This window comes from Lactobacillus iners DSM 13335, assembly GCF_000160875.1.
Classification (GTDB): domain Bacteria; phylum Bacillota; class Bacilli; order Lactobacillales; family Lactobacillaceae; genus Lactobacillus; species Lactobacillus iners.
Genome location: NZ_GG700810.1, coordinates 1 through 14,568 on the forward strand (window position 1 = coordinate 1; position 14,568 = coordinate 14,568).

General features: G+C 33.6%; 17 protein-coding genes and 11 tRNA genes. 27 read left to right on the forward strand and 1 reads right to left on the reverse strand.

Annotation, left to right across the window (positions count from 1 at the left end):
• The first annotated feature begins 674 nt into the window (after positions 1–674).
• The 11 genes from HMPREF0520_RS04865 to HMPREF0520_RS04915 all read left to right on the forward strand — a co-directional run bounded on the left by HMPREF0520_RS04865 (position 675) and on the right by HMPREF0520_RS04915 (position 7,199).
• Positions 675–863, forward strand: a complete 189-nt coding sequence (locus tag HMPREF0520_RS04865) for a type II toxin-antitoxin system HicA family toxin (RefSeq protein WP_006729801.1) — start codon at positions 675–677, stop codon at positions 861–863.
• Between the two features lie 49 nt (positions 864–912).
• Complete coding sequence (locus HMPREF0520_RS04870) at positions 913–1,308, forward strand: type II toxin-antitoxin system HicB family antitoxin (protein ID WP_006729802.1); 396 nt, start codon at positions 913–915, stop codon at positions 1,306–1,308.
• Between the two features lie 59 nt (positions 1,309–1,367).
• Positions 1,368–1,874, forward strand: coding sequence for a hypothetical protein (locus tag HMPREF0520_RS04875; RefSeq protein ID WP_010222715.1), 507 nt, complete (start codon positions 1,368–1,370; stop codon positions 1,872–1,874).
• A complete protein-coding gene (locus HMPREF0520_RS04880) occupies positions 1,837–3,057 on the forward strand; it encodes a PBSX family phage terminase large subunit (RefSeq protein WP_006729804.1) in 1,221 nt (406 codons plus the stop codon). The genes HMPREF0520_RS04875 and HMPREF0520_RS04880 overlap by 38 nt, the downstream gene beginning before the upstream one ends.
• A 12-nt stretch (positions 3,058–3,069) precedes the next feature.
• A complete protein-coding gene (locus HMPREF0520_RS04885) occupies positions 3,070–4,491 on the forward strand; it encodes a phage portal protein (protein ID WP_006729805.1) in 1,422 nt (473 codons plus the stop codon).
• The gene (locus HMPREF0520_RS04890) at positions 4,475–5,359 is read left to right on the forward strand and encodes a structural protein (RefSeq protein WP_006729806.1); all 885 of its coding nucleotides are present in this window, start codon (positions 4,475–4,477) and stop codon (positions 5,357–5,359) included. The genes HMPREF0520_RS04885 and HMPREF0520_RS04890 overlap by 17 nt, the downstream gene beginning before the upstream one ends.
• Positions 5,360–5,545: 186 nt before the next feature.
• The gene (locus tag HMPREF0520_RS04895; RefSeq protein ID WP_006729808.1) at positions 5,546–6,088 is read left to right on the forward strand and encodes an ADP-ribosyltransferase; all 543 of its coding nucleotides are present in this window, start codon (positions 5,546–5,548) and stop codon (positions 6,086–6,088) included.
• A complete protein-coding gene (locus tag HMPREF0520_RS04900; RefSeq protein WP_006729809.1) occupies positions 6,075–6,263 on the forward strand; it encodes a hypothetical protein in 189 nt (62 codons plus the stop codon). Before HMPREF0520_RS04895 ends, HMPREF0520_RS04900 begins: the two co-directional genes overlap by 14 nt.
• The gene (locus HMPREF0520_RS04905; protein WP_006729810.1) at positions 6,263–6,478 is read left to right on the forward strand and encodes a hypothetical protein; all 216 of its coding nucleotides are present in this window, start codon (positions 6,263–6,265) and stop codon (positions 6,476–6,478) included. The genes HMPREF0520_RS04900 and HMPREF0520_RS04905 overlap by 1 nt, the downstream gene beginning before the upstream one ends.
• Complete coding sequence (locus HMPREF0520_RS04910) at positions 6,465–6,833, forward strand: YjcQ family protein (protein ID WP_006729811.1); 369 nt, start codon at positions 6,465–6,467, stop codon at positions 6,831–6,833. The genes HMPREF0520_RS04905 and HMPREF0520_RS04910 overlap by 14 nt, the downstream gene beginning before the upstream one ends.
• Before the next feature lie 60 nt (positions 6,834–6,893).
• The gene (locus HMPREF0520_RS04915) at positions 6,894–7,199 is read left to right on the forward strand and encodes an ImmA/IrrE family metallo-endopeptidase (RefSeq protein WP_006729812.1); all 306 of its coding nucleotides are present in this window, start codon (positions 6,894–6,896) and stop codon (positions 7,197–7,199) included.
• On the opposite strand, the gene HMPREF0520_RS06440 is transcribed toward HMPREF0520_RS04915, so the two are convergent.
• A complete protein-coding gene (locus tag HMPREF0520_RS06440; RefSeq protein WP_006729813.1) occupies positions 7,183–7,344 on the reverse strand; it encodes a hypothetical protein in 162 nt (53 codons plus the stop codon). The two genes, HMPREF0520_RS04915 and HMPREF0520_RS06440, sit on opposite strands and share 17 nt — an antisense overlap.
• Positions 7,345–7,782: 438 nt before the next feature.
• On the opposite strand from HMPREF0520_RS06440, the gene HMPREF0520_RS04925 reads away from it, so the two are divergent.
• The 16 genes from HMPREF0520_RS04925 (at position 7,783) to HMPREF0520_RS05000 (ending at position 14,516) form a co-directional block, all read left to right on the forward strand.
• Positions 7,783–8,058, forward strand: a complete 276-nt coding sequence (locus HMPREF0520_RS04925; RefSeq protein WP_006729814.1) for a hypothetical protein — start codon at positions 7,783–7,785, stop codon at positions 8,056–8,058.
• Between the two features lie 48 nt (positions 8,059–8,106).
• Positions 8,107–8,178 (forward strand) — tRNA-Glu (locus HMPREF0520_RS04930).
• 18 nt (positions 8,179–8,196) lie between these two features.
• Positions 8,197–8,287 (forward strand) — tRNA-Ser (locus HMPREF0520_RS04935).
• Positions 8,288–8,297: 10 nt separating this feature from the next.
• Positions 8,298–8,371: transfer RNA gene (locus tag HMPREF0520_RS04940), tRNA-Met, on the forward strand.
• Between the two features lie 2 nt (positions 8,372–8,373).
• Positions 8,374–8,446: transfer RNA gene (locus HMPREF0520_RS04945), tRNA-Asp, on the forward strand.
• 6 nt (positions 8,447–8,452) lie between these two features.
• Positions 8,453–8,525, forward strand: a tRNA-Phe gene (locus tag HMPREF0520_RS04950).
• A 7-nt stretch (positions 8,526–8,532) separates the two neighbouring features.
• Positions 8,533–8,614: transfer RNA gene (locus tag HMPREF0520_RS04955), tRNA-Tyr, on the forward strand.
• A 4-nt stretch (positions 8,615–8,618) separates the two neighbouring features.
• Positions 8,619–8,689 (forward strand) — tRNA-Trp (locus HMPREF0520_RS04960).
• A 14-nt stretch (positions 8,690–8,703) separates the two neighbouring features.
• Positions 8,704–8,776, forward strand: a tRNA-His gene (locus HMPREF0520_RS04965).
• 7 nt (positions 8,777–8,783) lie between these two features.
• Positions 8,784–8,855: transfer RNA gene (locus HMPREF0520_RS04970), tRNA-Gln, on the forward strand.
• A gap of 23 nt (positions 8,856–8,878) precedes the next feature.
• Positions 8,879–8,949 (forward strand) — tRNA-Cys (locus tag HMPREF0520_RS04975).
• Positions 8,950–8,982: 33 nt separating this feature from the next.
• A tRNA-Leu gene (locus HMPREF0520_RS04980) sits at positions 8,983–9,066 on the forward strand.
• Positions 9,067–9,178: 112 nt separating this feature from the next.
• A complete protein-coding gene (locus tag HMPREF0520_RS04985) occupies positions 9,179–10,333 on the forward strand; it encodes a glycosyltransferase family 4 protein (RefSeq protein WP_010222704.1) in 1,155 nt (384 codons plus the stop codon).
• A gap of 1 nt (position 10,334) precedes the next feature.
• The gene (locus HMPREF0520_RS04990; protein WP_006729816.1) at positions 10,335–11,378 is read left to right on the forward strand and encodes a glycosyltransferase family 4 protein; all 1,044 of its coding nucleotides are present in this window, start codon (positions 10,335–10,337) and stop codon (positions 11,376–11,378) included.
• The gene (locus tag HMPREF0520_RS04995) at positions 11,378–12,388 is read left to right on the forward strand and encodes a lysylphosphatidylglycerol synthase transmembrane domain-containing protein (protein WP_006729817.1); all 1,011 of its coding nucleotides are present in this window, start codon (positions 11,378–11,380) and stop codon (positions 12,386–12,388) included. Before HMPREF0520_RS04990 ends, HMPREF0520_RS04995 begins: the two co-directional genes overlap by 1 nt.
• Positions 12,389–12,446: 58 nt before the next feature.
• Positions 12,447–14,516: an LTA synthase family protein gene (locus HMPREF0520_RS05000; protein WP_006729818.1), complete on the forward strand. Its 2,070-nt coding sequence runs from the start codon at positions 12,447–12,449 to the stop codon at positions 14,514–14,516.
• The last annotated feature ends 52 nt before the right edge of the window (positions 14,517–14,568 follow it).

The window sequence follows — 14,568 nt, forward strand, 5'->3', positions numbered from 1 at the left end:
TATTGAAAGACTGTTGATATAAATCAATGGTCTTTTATTTTTCAAAAAATCAAGGAGTTAGGGACATGTATACATTATATAGAATTAAAATATGGTTTATTCAAACATTCTGCTGTGTACACGAATGGGAAGTTGTAGTTAAGGATATACCTTTTCATGGAACATTGTATAGATGTAAAAAATGCGGTAAAGGAACCACAAAACCATAATATTAAAATAATCGTGAGTTAATCGTGTGAAATAAAACTTCCTAATCAACTCAAATGGCTATAAATAGCCAAAATAAATAAAAATAATCGTGAGTAATCATGAGTGAATCGTGCGAAGTCGTGTAAACGGCTTTTTATTTTGCTCAATTTTAGAAAGGAGGGCTAGTATGGCGAAGGCCCAGTACCAGAAGTGGCTAGAGCCTGAGAGCCTAGTCCTTCTTACAGGTTGGAAAAGAAACGGCCTGAAATTTTATTTGGAGCAGGGTGTGTACCTTTAACAAGCTTTCGATGTCTTGCTGCTCTTATCCCGCAAGGGAAATTTTAATAGAAAAAAACAAATAATTTTCTTAACTAGTGTATACTAAAAAGATACGCTTTTTTTATAAAAAATATCTCTTTTCTTATTGATTATGTGTATTATAGTGTGTATAATATAAGTACAAAGTTAAGAAAGGAGGTAAGAATATGCCAATCAAACCTTCGAAAATGGTTCGATTGCTTCTAAAGGCTGGCTTTAAAGAGGTTCCAAAAGGTGGAGGACATAGAAGGTTTAGACACCCTGATGGACGAATGACAGAAGTCCCTATGCACGGCAAAGAATTAACGCCATATACTCAAAGGAAAATTCTTGAACAAGCCAAAATTAAACTTTAGGACCAGAGCAACGAGCTAACGCTCGTTTTTCTGGCATATTCTAAAATATATGAGTAATAATTTGTTAATATATCCAATTATTGTAACTGAATGCCATGATGAAGCAGGTCATTATTATGGTGCCATTTCACCAAATATCCCCGGAATGGTTACTGATGGTCAAACTTTACAAGAGTTGGTTATTCATGCGGAAGATGCTATTGCAACTATGATTAGTGGAACTAAGTATCCCGAAGTGCAAGACCTTAAAGAATGGACATTAGGACCAAATGATTTTGTGGTCTATGTTACTGTTAATATGCTAAAATGGGAAGCACAGCATGAAAAAACTGTTAGACGCAATATTACATTACCTGAAGGCTTAAATAATTGGGCTAAAGACAATAAGATTAATGTTTCTAAGGTTACTACAGAAGCCCTTAGAAGTATGCAGAATACTAACTAAAGATTTACAAGCTAATGAACATTGTTTCATTGGCTTTTTATTTTATATTGAAGGTGGTGATGTTACTTGTAATGGGTAGAGCGTTGTATAAAGAGTGGCTGGATAAAGATAAACTGGTACTTCTGCAAGGATGGAAAAGAGCGGGTCTTACTGATGTACAAATTTCACAAAATATGGGAGTTAGTGTTTTTACTCTCGATAAGTGGAAAAGAAACTATTCGCAGATAAGGCAGGCTCTAAAAAGAGGACGCTCAGAAATCAACTATATTGTAGAGAATGCGTTGTTAAAAAAGGCTTTAGAAGGTAATATCACCGCTATGATTTTCTTTCTTAAAAATAACTGGCGTGACAAGTACAACGACAGCCAGCTATCTAAAGAGGAGCGTGAACTCGTACTTGCTAATATTCAAAAGACTAAAGCCGAAGCTCGTATTAAAGAGGCTAAAGCGATTATTGCTGAAAGGCTTGGAGATGAAAGCAATGCCAAATTGGAAGAGTTGTTAAATAAGATAGTACAAGGTGATAGCAGTGGCACTACAAGATTTACTGACAAAGAAACAAATTAAAGTATTGCATAGCTACTTGGCTGATGATTGGAAGATATTAATTAATGCGGGTGCAGTTCGATCGGGTAAAACATACATCAATAATTATCTATTTTTGCTAGAGTTAAGGCGTATTGCAAAGCTGGCAATGGAGAATAATGACGAACATCCTCAATATATCATTGCTGGATTTAGTTCTAACTCTATATTTAATAACATAATTAATTCTATTGGTAGTCAATTTGGAATAATGCTAACAGCTGATAGACACGGTCACTATCACTTGTTCGGTGTAAATATTGTTCCTGCATACACAGGATCATTACGAGGTATAGGCGGTATTCGTGGTATGACATCTTATGGTGCTTATATCAATGAGGCGAGTTTATCTACACATGCTGTCTTTCAAGAAATAAAGCAACGTTGTTCTAAAGAAGGTGCGAGAATAATTTGTGATACAAACCCAGATATCCCTACACATTGGCTGAAGACTGAGTACATTGATAACGTAGATTCTAATGCAGGAATAAAGTATTTTATGTTTACGATTGATGATAATCCTACTTTGCCAAAAGATTATGTAGTGTCATTAAAAGCGTCAACTCCGAAAGGAATGTTTTATGACCGTGCCATTAAAGGATTATGGGTGACAGGAGACGGTATTGTATATCGTGATTTTGACAAAGAAACGATGATTGTAGATAAAGTGCCCCAGAATTTGAATTATTATGTTGGTGTTGACTGGGGATTTGAACATAAAAACGCTATTTTAGTTTTTGGTGATGATGATAAGGGCAATACATATTTAGTTGAGTCGCATACTGGTAAACATCAATATATTGATTATTGGATTAAAGTAGCAAAAGACATCCAGAAACGATATGGCAGAAATATCAATTACTGGTGTGACTCTGCTAGACCAGAGCATGTATCGGCTTTTCAAAAAGCGGGGTTAAAAGCTAGAAATGCAAATAAATCTATATTAGCTGGAATTGAAAAAGTATCCGAACTTATGACGTTAGGAAACTTTTTTATTTTACACTCAGCGTCAAAAGATATTCTCGATGAGTTGTACCAGTATGTTTGGAACGAGCAAACAGGTGAACCTATCAAAGAACATGATGATGATATGGATGCTATGCGATATGCCATCTATAGCCAGCATATCAAGAAGGAAGCTAAAGTAATTAAATCATTTATTTAAGGAGGTACAGCGGTGAGAAAGTTAGATACTGGGCAAGATAAGGTTACAAAGAATGACACTTTTATTTTCCCACGGGGCAATAAATTAAATGGCAATGAACTAATAGCTTTTATCGGGTACAATGAAACAGTTCTTAACAAGAGATATATTACTAATATGAATTATTATCTTGGAAAGCATGCCATTTTGAGTGAAAATAGTTTCAAATCAGACAATATTGACAATAGAATAGTTGATAACAAGATTAAACCATTGGTAGATAGCTACAATGGTTTTTTTATTGGCATTCCACCAACAATTACTGCAACTGATGATAGTGTTAATGAAGAGGTTCAAACATGGAACAATGAAAATTTAATACAAGATCAGTTAAATGAAATTAGTAAGCAAACGGATATCTATGGAAGATCGATTGCTTTCATTTATCAAGGTGAAGATAGTAAACCACATTTAAAATATTCAAGTCCATCACATGCATTTATTATCTATGATGATACTGTTGAGCGTAGACCATTAGCGTTCGTTAGATATGAACTAGAAGATGGTGAAACCTATACCGAAGCGTATGGGCAAATTCAATATGCTGATAAAATATACAAATTTAAAGGTAGTGAAATTAGTGACGATACTGATACTAATGAATATGCTGCTAATCCGTATGGTATAGTTCCAGCAGTTGAATTTTATGAGAATGAGGAGCGACAAGGTATATTTGAGCAGATCATTTATTTACAAGATGAATTAGATCACGCCATGAGTCAAAAAGCTAATCAGATCGCTTATTTTGATAATGCATATATGTACATGTTTGGAATTAATTTGTCCGAAGATGAGGATGGGAATCCTGAATTTAACTTTAAAAAGAATAGATTGATTTATTCACCAAATATTGATCCAAGTACAAAACCAGAGATTGGGTTTATCTCTAAACCTGATGCTGACGGTATGCAAGAGAACATGATTGACCACTTACAAAAGTCAATATATGAAAATACTGGCATTGCTAACTTGAGAGATGAAAACTTTGCAGGCAACTCTAGCGGTATAGCTATGCAATACAAATTATTATCCATGAAAGATAAAGCAGACAGCAAAGAAAGAAAATTCACTCAGTCATTAAAAAAAATATATCAGATTGTCTTTGCAACATTATTTAATGATAAGACTAAGCAACAAGCGTGGTCTAATTTGAAATTCCATTTTACTCGAAACTTGCCTGATGATATTGCAGCGTTGATTTCATCAGCTAAAAATGCTGAAGGTCTGGTTTCTCACCAAACTCAATTATCACTATTACCTTTTATTAAAGATCCGCAGGCTGAGCTAGATCAAATATCTAAAGAAAAAGCAGAAGCAATTAAGCAAGCTCAACAGAGTATGCAGTCTGTTCCAGATTATTTGTTAGAGGATAAGCCTGATGAAAAAGAAGACTAACCGCTACTGGGAAGATCGTGCTGAAGATGAACGTAAATGGCAATTGGAGCAATTCAGGGTAGATGAAAAGTTCAATAAAACACTCGATAGGTCATATCAAATTGCTGTTGATAATATCAATAAGCAGATTGAACACGAATTAGCCAGAATTGGTGGCATTCAAAAGTTAGTTACCCCTGAACAGATGAGTGAGTATGAAAGAATGGCACAACAAGTAGTTGCTAGAGCTAATAATTTACGTGCTGCTGGTCATAAAGTATCATATAAAGATTTCCCACAGGCGGTTAATGATAGATTAAAGGCTTATAATGCTACAATGCGTATAAGCCAACTAGAATTAATGAAGTCAGAAGTAGGGTTGCCACTTATCAATCTGGGCATGGATTTAGAATGTAGTATAGGCGATAAGGTATATTCTGACTATCTTAAGGAAAAGAAAAGACAAGCAGGTATTATTAGCAAAACTCTAGTGAACAATGAAAAGTGGGCATCTAGAAAAACTGTTGATAGTGCAACTGCTAATGTTACAGTTGGTGACTTTAGTAAAAACGTATGGGCAAATGTTGATACACTAAAGGCTAATCTTGATGGATTGTTATCAACAGCAATCATTAGGGGAGATAATCCCAGAGAGCTAATCAAGTATTTAAAACCATTAGTAAAAGAAACTGTACTTAATAAGCGTTATGCTGCCGAAAGAATAGCAAGGACCGAATCAGCTAGAGTGCAGTATAAAGCTCAACTCGATTCATTAAAAACTAATGATTACAAATATTGCAAGTGGTATATAGAACCAGGAGCATGTAAAGCCTGCCGAGAGATTGCTATTTCAAATAGTGGTGGTAATCTTCCTGAAGGTATCTATTAAGTTGATGATTGCCCAGACATTCCAGTACATCCTAATTGCAGGTGTTCCATTGGAGCATGGTGGAAAGATGAAACAAGTTATAGTAAGTATGATAAAGGTTTATCTGAGGATAAAGAACCAACAATAGATAATAAAGCATTACAATCATTAGCTTATAGTAAAGCGTTAGAGCTTGGTTATTCACCATTGCCACCTAATAAAGTTGTTCAGATATTGCGAGAAGAATCTAGGAAATGGATACGCAAGTTAACTACAGAAGAAAAGCGAGCTATCACTAAATATACTTACAACGGTAAGGATAAAGATGGGCTAAGGCTGTTTGAGAAGATTAATGGATATTTGGGCGGTTATTATCAGCCTATTTCACAAAGTGAAGGTGAAATGCTAGATTACATGGTATCCAATATTCAAAACGGTTTATTTAAAAACAATTTGCAGAGAGATATAATTGTTTATAGAAAAGATTATCATGTTAAAGATTTGAACAAGCCTATTGATAAATTATTGAGTACTTCAGTGACTACTAAAGGAGTAATCGGCGGTGTGCCAAACGTAGCTATTATCATTCCTAAAGGAACTTCAGGAGCTTATATTGAGTTACTTAGTCATATTGATTATAAAAAGCAACGAGAATTTTTAATTAATAGTGGATTTAATCTTGACAAAATATCAGACGATAGAGGACTATTAATTTATAAAGTTAGAGGTGAAAGCAATGAAACTAAGTAAAAAAGAAATAGAAGAAGCTTATCTTGCAAGATTAGAATCTGAAACACGTCAGCCAGAAACTGAAGAACAACGGAAGTTAGCGAAAGAAAGAAGGGCAAGAATTAATAAATTGTCATATGAAAGTTTGCGAAAACAAGGCTTTTATGAAGCAGCAGAACGTTTAGGGGGTAAATAATGGCAGAAGATGTTAATAAACTCACAGACGAAGAGGTTGGTGCTATTATTCAGGCAAGGTATGATTCTGAAACACGTCAGCCAGAAACCGAAGAACAGCGAAAAAAAGCCAGAGAAAGAATGGCTAAAGTTAATAAATTATCTTACGAGAGTTTAAGAAAACAAGGTTATTACGCAGAGGCAGAACTTGTTGGAGGACATAATGGCAAAAGATGATTATGATGTAGTTGTTTTTAAATTGTTAGTTTACTTTTACGCTTGTTTAAAGCGTGTTACGGTATTCAAACAGGCAGAATTTGATTTGATCACTAAAAAAGCTGGAGTAGATGAGCGTTATTTACTGGATATCTTGAGAATGATGCAAGACGAGGTCTTAATTGAGGGCTTAGCTTTTACTAAGGCTTGGGGTGAAGAGTTAATCTTGCTTGGAAATGTTTCAGACGCTAAGATTACTGCTGAAGGAATTCATTACCTGCAAGATAATGGACGAATGAAAAAAGTATTAGCGTTTTTAATAGATAAAGCTGATACAATAATTGGTTTAGTAAAGCTTGTGGCTTTGATGCAATAACCGCCACCTAATCGGCCGGTGGTTTTATTTTGCACAAAATTAAGGAGTAGGAGGGATTGAATGGATAAACCCTTAACAATAAATGTTGCTGGGCTAAATTATAAGGTTGTTGTTACAGAATATTTTAAGGCTAGTGACGATGACCGAAATTTATGGGGTTACTGTGATTATGGTGACTTAACTATTTATATTAGAAAATCATTGAGTGAAGAAAGAAAACAGCAGACGTTAATTCACGAACTAACGCATGCTGTTTTTTCAGAAGCAGGATTTACTGAGCAAGATGAAGAGACTGTAACCAGATTAAGTTCCGTCTTGTATCAAGTTTTAAAACAGAATCCTCACATTTTTACTTTTCAATCCTAACGCCTTTAAAATTACCGCCAGTTGTTTTAACGTCCATAAATTTACCAGTTTGAGTGTTTCTTTTGGTGTATAAATTATTTTTAACTTGTGAACGAGAACAAACAGCACCCTTTCTCCCACCGCCTTTGGGACCATTTTTAGCCATAATCTCACCTCCTTTCTGGTTAAATTATATCAGTTTGTTAGTTTTACTATTTAAAAATCAAGGAGTTAGGGACATGTATACATTATATAAAATTAAAATATGGTTTATTCAAACATTCTGCTGTGTACACGAATGGGAAGTTGTAGTTAAGGATATACCTTTTCATGGAACACTGTATAGATGTAAAAAATGTGGTAAAGGAACCACAAAAACATAATATTAAAATAATCGTGAGTTAATCGTGTGAAATAAAACTTACTAATCAACTCAAATGGCTATAAATAGCCAAAATAAATAAAAATAATCGTGAGTTAATCGTGCGAAGTCGTGTAAACGGCTTTTTATTTTGCCTTTTCCCGTGTGTGCAGGCAGTAAAGAACACCATGTGTCAGTTTCCCGGAACTTTAAAATGTGTGTTATAGAAAGGACATTTAAAAAATGCCAAAAGATGTGCGACAAGCTTTAGAAGAAAAAGAAAATGGCAAGCAGGTTTCAGTTAATGAAGAGAGTAACGCTGCAGAAACTCAAGAACAAGAAACTGCAAATACTGATGTTGAAAAGATTGATGCTGATAAGATTGTGCAGCCTTATATTGATCGAAATAAAAAAATATTTTTCAGAAAAGGCTTGCTTGTAATAGAAATATATAGTAATATAGTTATTGCTGATGCGTTATGTGTTAGTAAGCAACTGGTACTGATAAAAAGGTGTTGACAATGTTTTCAATTGCTGATAAAATTATTTAGTACTTAAGTTGTAAAAGACCCGTTGGTCAAGTGGTTAAGACACCGCCCTTTCACGGCGGTAACATGAGTTCAAATCTCGTACGGGTCATTGCCTTAAGGCATTAATGGAGGATTACCCAAGTCCGGCTGAAGGGAACGGTCTTGAAAACCGTCAGACGGGTTCTGCCCGTGCGTGGGTCCGAATCCCACATCCTCCTTAATAGTTATCGCGGGATGGAGCAGTCTGGTAGCTCGTCGGGCTCATAACCCGAAGGTCATAGGTTCAAATCCTGTTCCCGCAATTGGTCCCTTGGTGTAGGGGTTATCACGCCTCCCTGTCACGGAGGAGATCACCGGTCCGAATCCGGTAGGGACCGTAGAATGGCTCGGTAGCTCAGTTGGTAGAGCAAAGGATTGAAGCTCCTTGTGTCGGCGGTTCGATTCCGTCCCGCGCCATTATTTCGGAGGAGTAGCGAAGTGGCTAAACGCGCCGGTCTGTAAAACCGTTCTCTCTGAGTTCAGTGGTTCGAATCCACTCTCCTCCATAATAGGGATATAGTATAAAGGTAGTACATCGGTCTCCAAAACCGCTAGTGTGGGTTCAATTCCTACTATCCCTGTTTATAAAATTACGGCGGAATTGGTGAAGCGGTTAACACTCCGGTTTGTGGATCCGGCATGCGTGGGTTCGAGCCCCACATTCCGCCCTAACATTGGGATATAGCCAAGTGGTAAGGCAATGGACTTTGACTTCATCATGCGCTGGTTCGAATCCAGCTATCCCAATTTGTTAACAATCAGTAGATGATGGCGGTGTAGCCAAGTGGTAAGGCAGAGGTCTGCAAAACCTTAATCATCGGTTCAAATCCGATCACCGCCTTCGCCTGAAGTCCTGATTAAATATTTATTTTATGGCGGTGTGGCGGAATTGGCAGACGCGTCAGACTCAAAATCTGGTGTCCCTTGGGACGTATCGGTTCGACCCCGATCACCGCTATTTTTTCAGACATTCTGGCTGAATATGACGTGAGGATTCTCACGTCTTTTTTTTATTCAAATTGCATGAAATGCTTGTAAATTTTATAATATCCCTATATGGAGGTATTTTAATGAATATAGGACTTTTTTCAGATACATATTTTCCGCAAATATCAGGTGTTGCCACTTCTATTAAAACTTTAAAAGAAGCGTTAGAACAACAAGGGCATTCTGTCTTTATTTTTACTACGACTGATCCACATGTAGATAAAAATATTGTTGAACCAAATATTTTTCGTGTTGCCAGTGTACCATTTGTATCTTTTACAGATAGGAGAGTAGCTTTTCGAGGTTTATTCCAAGTTGCTAAAATTGCAAATGAGGTTAAGCTTGATATTGTACATACGCAAACAGAATTTTCAATGGGACTCATTGGTAAGTACGTTGCATATTCTTTAAAAATACCGTCTGTTCATACGTACCATACCATGTATGAAGATTATTTGCATTATGTGCTAAATGGTCATTTGCTAAAACCATATCATGTTAAGCAATTTACAAAGGCTTATTTATATCATATGAACGGCGTTATTGCACCAAGTAGACGAGTAGAGGACACTTTATTACGTTATGGTGTTAAGACACCGATTAGAGTAATTCCTACAGGTGTTGATATAAGTGGAATCAATGCGGCTCCAGTTTGTGATGTGAGAAAACAACTTGGATTATCAAGTAGTGACTATGTAATTTTAACTTTGTCTAGAATAGCTGCTGAGAAGAAAATAAATAGAATTTTAGATTGTTTAGCTATTTTAGTGGATGAATTTCCAAATTTGAAATTAGTTATTGCTGGCGATGGACCAGACGTAGGGCCATTAAAAGATCAAGTATTAAGGTTGAATCTAGAAAAATATGTAATATTTTCTGGTAACGTTGATCATAGTAATGTAGCTAATTTTTATCGAATGGCAGATTTGTTTGTATCAGCAAGTGATACAGAAACACAAGGTTTGACATATATCGAATCTTTATCTGTAGGCACACCTTGTGTTGTTTATAACACAGACTATACAAGAAATATTTTTGATTCATCTTCATTGGGTTCTGTATTTGATACTAAGCAAGAAATGTATGATTTAATTAGATCATATATATTACGTACACCAAATAAAGCAGATGATAGTATTTTTCAAAAAAAATTATCAGAGATTTCAGCTGAAGCTTTTGCAAAAAATGTAGCAGAATTTTATGATGATGTTATTATGCAATACAAAAGGATAAAATAAAATGATAAAAATTAATATGTTTTCAAAAGCAGATACTGTACAAGGACAAGGTGTAGGTTCTGCTTATAATGAATTAATTGGTCTATTAAGGAAAAATTTGTCTAATGAATTTCAAGTAACCATTAATCAATATTCACAAAGTGATATTACACATTACCATACTATTAATCCGACTTATTTTATAAATAGTTTTTCCAAAAATCGAGGACGAAAGATTGGCTATGTTCATTTTTTACCTGAAACATTAGAAGGATCTATCAAATTGCCTAGTGGTGCCAAAACTGTACTATACAAGTATGTGATAGATTTTTATAAAAGAATGGATCAAATTGTAGTTGTTAATCCTATCTTTATTGATAAATTAGCAAATTATGGAATTGATCGATCCAAAATAAAATATATACCTAATTTTGTTTCGAAAAGTGTTTTTTATGAACAAACTGATGCTCAAAAAAAGCAATTTAGGGAAAAAGTTGGTATACCAGATGATAAATTTGTTATTTTTGGTGATGGCCAAGTTCAAGTTAGAAAAGGTGTCGATGATTTCGCTAAGTTAGCACAAGCTAATCCAGATATACAATTTATATGGGCTGGTGGTTTTTCATTTGGAAAAATTACTGAAGGATATGATCGATTAAAGAAATTAGTTGCTAATCCGCCAAAAAATTTATTATTTACAGGGATTATTACTCGTCAAGAATTAGTTAACTATTTGAATATTGCTAATTTATTCTTATTGCCATCATATGATGAGTTATTTCCGATGTCTGTGTTAGAAGCTTTTTCATGTGGTACGCCTGTTTTATTAAGAAATTTAGACTTGTATAAAGCTATTATCGATGGATATTATATGTCTGGTAATAATTTTGATGATTTTAATCAAATAATACAGTCAGTTTTAAGTGATCCTGAAAAATTAAAGAGGTATCATACGTTATCTTTAAAAGCCAGTGATGAATATTCTGAGGCCAATTTAACTAAAGTCTGGCGTGAATTTTATTTAGAGCAATATAATTTGGGTAAAAAAATGGGACAGATAAAATAATGAATAAAAGACATATTATTGGTATTTTATTTGTACTATTGATTAGCTGCATAGTTATATGTAAAGAATTAAGTACGATTAATATTGCCACGTTAATTAAAGATGCTAATTTCATAAATGTTTTTTATTGTGTATTAATATTTGTGACTTTAGCTTTTAGCTTTTTGTGTGAGTCATTTATTTTAGTAATACTTAATTACGAACAAAATTCTTTAATCCCCCCTTTTTGGTCTTTTGTTAGAGTATCTCTAGTGCAATCTTTATTTAATGCTATAACGCCCATGTCTACAGGGGGACAACCTGCACAAATTGTGGCTTTAAAACAAATGGGTATATCGGTAGGAAAAGCTACATCAGTTTTATTGATGAAATTTATTATTTATCAAATATCTGTTTTTGGTATTTATATTTTTGCGTTTGTAACGTGTTTTCAGTCAATATTAGCTAAATTTGATGGTATAGCTGTTTTCATTTTTATCGGTTTTATATTACATATAAGTTCAATAATATTTTTGCTATTTATTTTATTTGCACATAATTTTACTGTTAAATTGACTAAAAAAATTGGTAACTTTTTGTTTTATTTGATTAAAAGCAAGAAATTGAGCAATTGGCAAAATAATGTATTAAATCAGATAAATAATTTTTATGTAGAGGGAGAAAAATTACGTTCTAATAAAATGAAGTTATTTTGTTGCTTCTGCTTAACTCTTTTACAATTATTGTGCTTTTATTCAGTACCTTTTTTTATTTTGCTAGCATTGAATTTGAATTGCTCTTGGTTGGCAGTTACTAAAATTAATGTTATGAATACATTATTTATGTCGATTGTACCTATTCCGGGAGCTGAGGGCGGAGCTGAATTTGGTTTTCAGAAATTATTTTCCACATTCATTGATTCCAAATCGTTATTGGTTCTCGCCTTGTTTTTATGGCGTTTTGCGACATATTTTCTAGAGATTATTTTAGGCTTAATATTTTGGACAATAAAACCTAAAAAACATTATTGAAATTTATTCTATACGTAGTAATAAGTAGTATCATTAAAAGGTAAACAGGAGGAATTTGATGGCTCGATTAAAAGCTTTGTTTAATTGGTTAACCAAAACAAAAATCGGTTATTTTATTATTTTATTAACCTTTTTTTGGTTAAAAAATTATGTAGTTTATTTGACTAAATTCAACCTAGGTGTTGTTGGATCTACACAGAATTTTTTGTTGTTATTTAATCCCATACCTGCAGGTATTATTTTGCTGGGAATATGCTTATTTTTCAAAGGTAGAAAAGCGTATTGGTTAGCCTTGTTGGTTGACACTATATTATCAATGTGGCTATTTGCAAATATTTTATATTATCGTGAATTTTCTGACTTTTTATCTGCTTCTATCATAAAAACGTCAGGTTCAAGCTCCGATAATTTAGGCAAAAGTATTGCAGGCATCTTGCATTTTAGTGATTTTTTCGTTTTTTTGGATGTAGCAATAATTGCTATCTTACTTATATTCAAAATAATAAAAATTGATGTTCGCAATCTAAAATTTAAGATTTCTGCTCTTGTCGAACTTTTAGCAATTGCATTAGCAGGTTTAAATCTTACTATGGCACAAAAAGATAGATCAGGTCTTTTGACGCGTACTTTTGATAATAATTATATTGTTAAATATTTGGGACTTAATGCTTTTACTGTATATGATGGTATTAAGACGGTTCATACTAGCACAGTTATGGCTAAGGCTAATCATAATGATCTGAAATCTGTGCAAAAATATGTACAGAGGCATTATATTGAGCCAAATAATGAATATTTTGGTGTAGCTAAGGGAAAAAATGTACTGGTTATCCATTTGGAAAGCTTCCAGCAATTTTTGATTGACTATAAAGTTGATGGTAAGGAAGTTACTCCTAATTTGAATAAATTGTATCATTCTAAAAATACTTTGAGTTTTAAAAATTTCTTTAATCAGGTTGGACAAGGTAAAACATCTGATGCGGAAATGATGTTAGAAAATTCAATTTATGGGTTACAAGCTGGTTCTGCAATGTCAAGTTATGGTACGACTAATACTTTTGAAAGTGCTCCTGCAATTTTAAGACAAAAGGATAACTATACATCAGCAGTAATGCATGGAGGAGCAGGTTCTTTTTGGAATCGTGACAATGCTTACAAATCATTTGGCTACGACTATTTTTTCCCATTATCTTTTTATAAAAATAAGAAACATTATTATGTTGGGTATGGATTAAAAGATAAAATCTTTTTGTCACAATCCGTTAAATATATTGAACATTTGACGCAACCATTTTATTTGAAATTGATAACTGTAACTAATCATTATCCTTATGAAATTGACAAAAAAAATCAATCAATTGATAAAACAGATACAGGTGATAAAACTGTTGATGGTTATGTGCAAACTGCACATTATTTAGATCAAGCTATCGGTGAATTGCTTGCTTATTTAAAGAAAACAAAATTAGATAAAAATACTTTACTGATGCTATATGGAGATCATTATGGTATTTCAGGTAATCATCATCGAGCTTCAGCACAATTACTTGGCAAGAGTAGTTTTAATAATTTTGATAATCTACAATTCCAACGCGTACCGTTGATGTTTCATATGAATGGCCTCAAAGGTGGCATTAAGCACACTTATGGTGGAGAAATAGATGTTCGTCCAACATTATTTAATCTGTTAGGAATTAAGGACAATGATTTAATTCAATTTGGTCATAGTTTGTTATCGCCTGATAATCCACAAATAGTAGCACAGCGTAATGGAGATTTTGTTACACCAGAGTATTCCAAAGTAGAAGGAAGTTATTACTATACTAAATCGGGTAAAAGAATCAAGCATTTGACTGTTGAACAAAAAAGAAAAATTAGTTTGATTAATAATATTGTGACTAGTGAATTATCCTTATCAGATCGAATAATAACTGGAAATCTGTTACGTTTTTATAAACCTGACTGGTTTACAACAGTCAAGCGTAAAAAATATTCATATAAGAAATCTGACACCATGAAAGAATTAAAAAAGCGAGAAAAAAAGAGAAAAAATTCTTTGTGGTATTTAAATAACAAAAAAACAACCCAGAGCATGTTTAAAACAGATGCTCCAGAACTTGATAAGTGAGTTTATCCTAATGCTAGTTATATCTATAGCTAACATTAGGATTTTTTTGATA

What these genes read in the sequence shown, in the direction of transcription:
- HMPREF0520_RS04865 (WP_006729801.1), top strand. Translation starts at nt 675, where the DNA reads ATGCCAATCAAACCTTCGAAAATGGTTCGATTGCTTCTAAAGGCTGGC.
- HMPREF0520_RS04870 (WP_006729802.1), top strand. Translation starts at nt 913, where the DNA reads ATGAGTAATAATTTGTTAATATATCCAATTATTGTAACTGAATGCCAT.
- HMPREF0520_RS04875 (WP_010222715.1), top strand. Translation starts at nt 1,368, where the DNA reads ATGTTACTTGTAATGGGTAGAGCGTTGTATAAAGAGTGGCTGGATAAA.
- HMPREF0520_RS04890 (WP_006729806.1), top strand. Translation starts at nt 4,475, where the DNA reads ATGAAAAAGAAGACTAACCGCTACTGGGAAGATCGTGCTGAAGATGAA.
- HMPREF0520_RS04900 (WP_006729809.1), top strand. Translation starts at nt 6,075, where the DNA reads ATGAAACTAAGTAAAAAAGAAATAGAAGAAGCTTATCTTGCAAGATTA.
- HMPREF0520_RS04905 (WP_006729810.1), top strand. Translation starts at nt 6,263, where the DNA reads ATGGCAGAAGATGTTAATAAACTCACAGACGAAGAGGTTGGTGCTATT.
- HMPREF0520_RS04910 (WP_006729811.1), top strand. Translation starts at nt 6,465, where the DNA reads ATGGCAAAAGATGATTATGATGTAGTTGTTTTTAAATTGTTAGTTTAC.
- HMPREF0520_RS04915 (WP_006729812.1), top strand. Translation starts at nt 6,894, where the DNA reads ATGGATAAACCCTTAACAATAAATGTTGCTGGGCTAAATTATAAGGTT.
- HMPREF0520_RS06440 (WP_006729813.1), bottom strand. Translation starts at nt 7,344, where the DNA reads ATGGCTAAAAATGGTCCCAAAGGCGGTGGGAGAAAGGGTGCTGTTTGT.
- HMPREF0520_RS04925 (WP_006729814.1), top strand. Translation starts at nt 7,783, where the DNA reads ATGCCAAAAGATGTGCGACAAGCTTTAGAAGAAAAAGAAAATGGCAAG.
- HMPREF0520_RS04985 (WP_010222704.1), top strand. Translation starts at nt 9,179, where the DNA reads ATGAATATAGGACTTTTTTCAGATACATATTTTCCGCAAATATCAGGT.
- HMPREF0520_RS04990 (WP_006729816.1), top strand. Translation starts at nt 10,335, where the DNA reads ATGATAAAAATTAATATGTTTTCAAAAGCAGATACTGTACAAGGACAA.
- HMPREF0520_RS04995 (WP_006729817.1), top strand. Translation starts at nt 11,378, where the DNA reads ATGAATAAAAGACATATTATTGGTATTTTATTTGTACTATTGATTAGC.
- HMPREF0520_RS05000 (WP_006729818.1), top strand. Translation starts at nt 12,447, where the DNA reads ATGGCTCGATTAAAAGCTTTGTTTAATTGGTTAACCAAAACAAAAATC.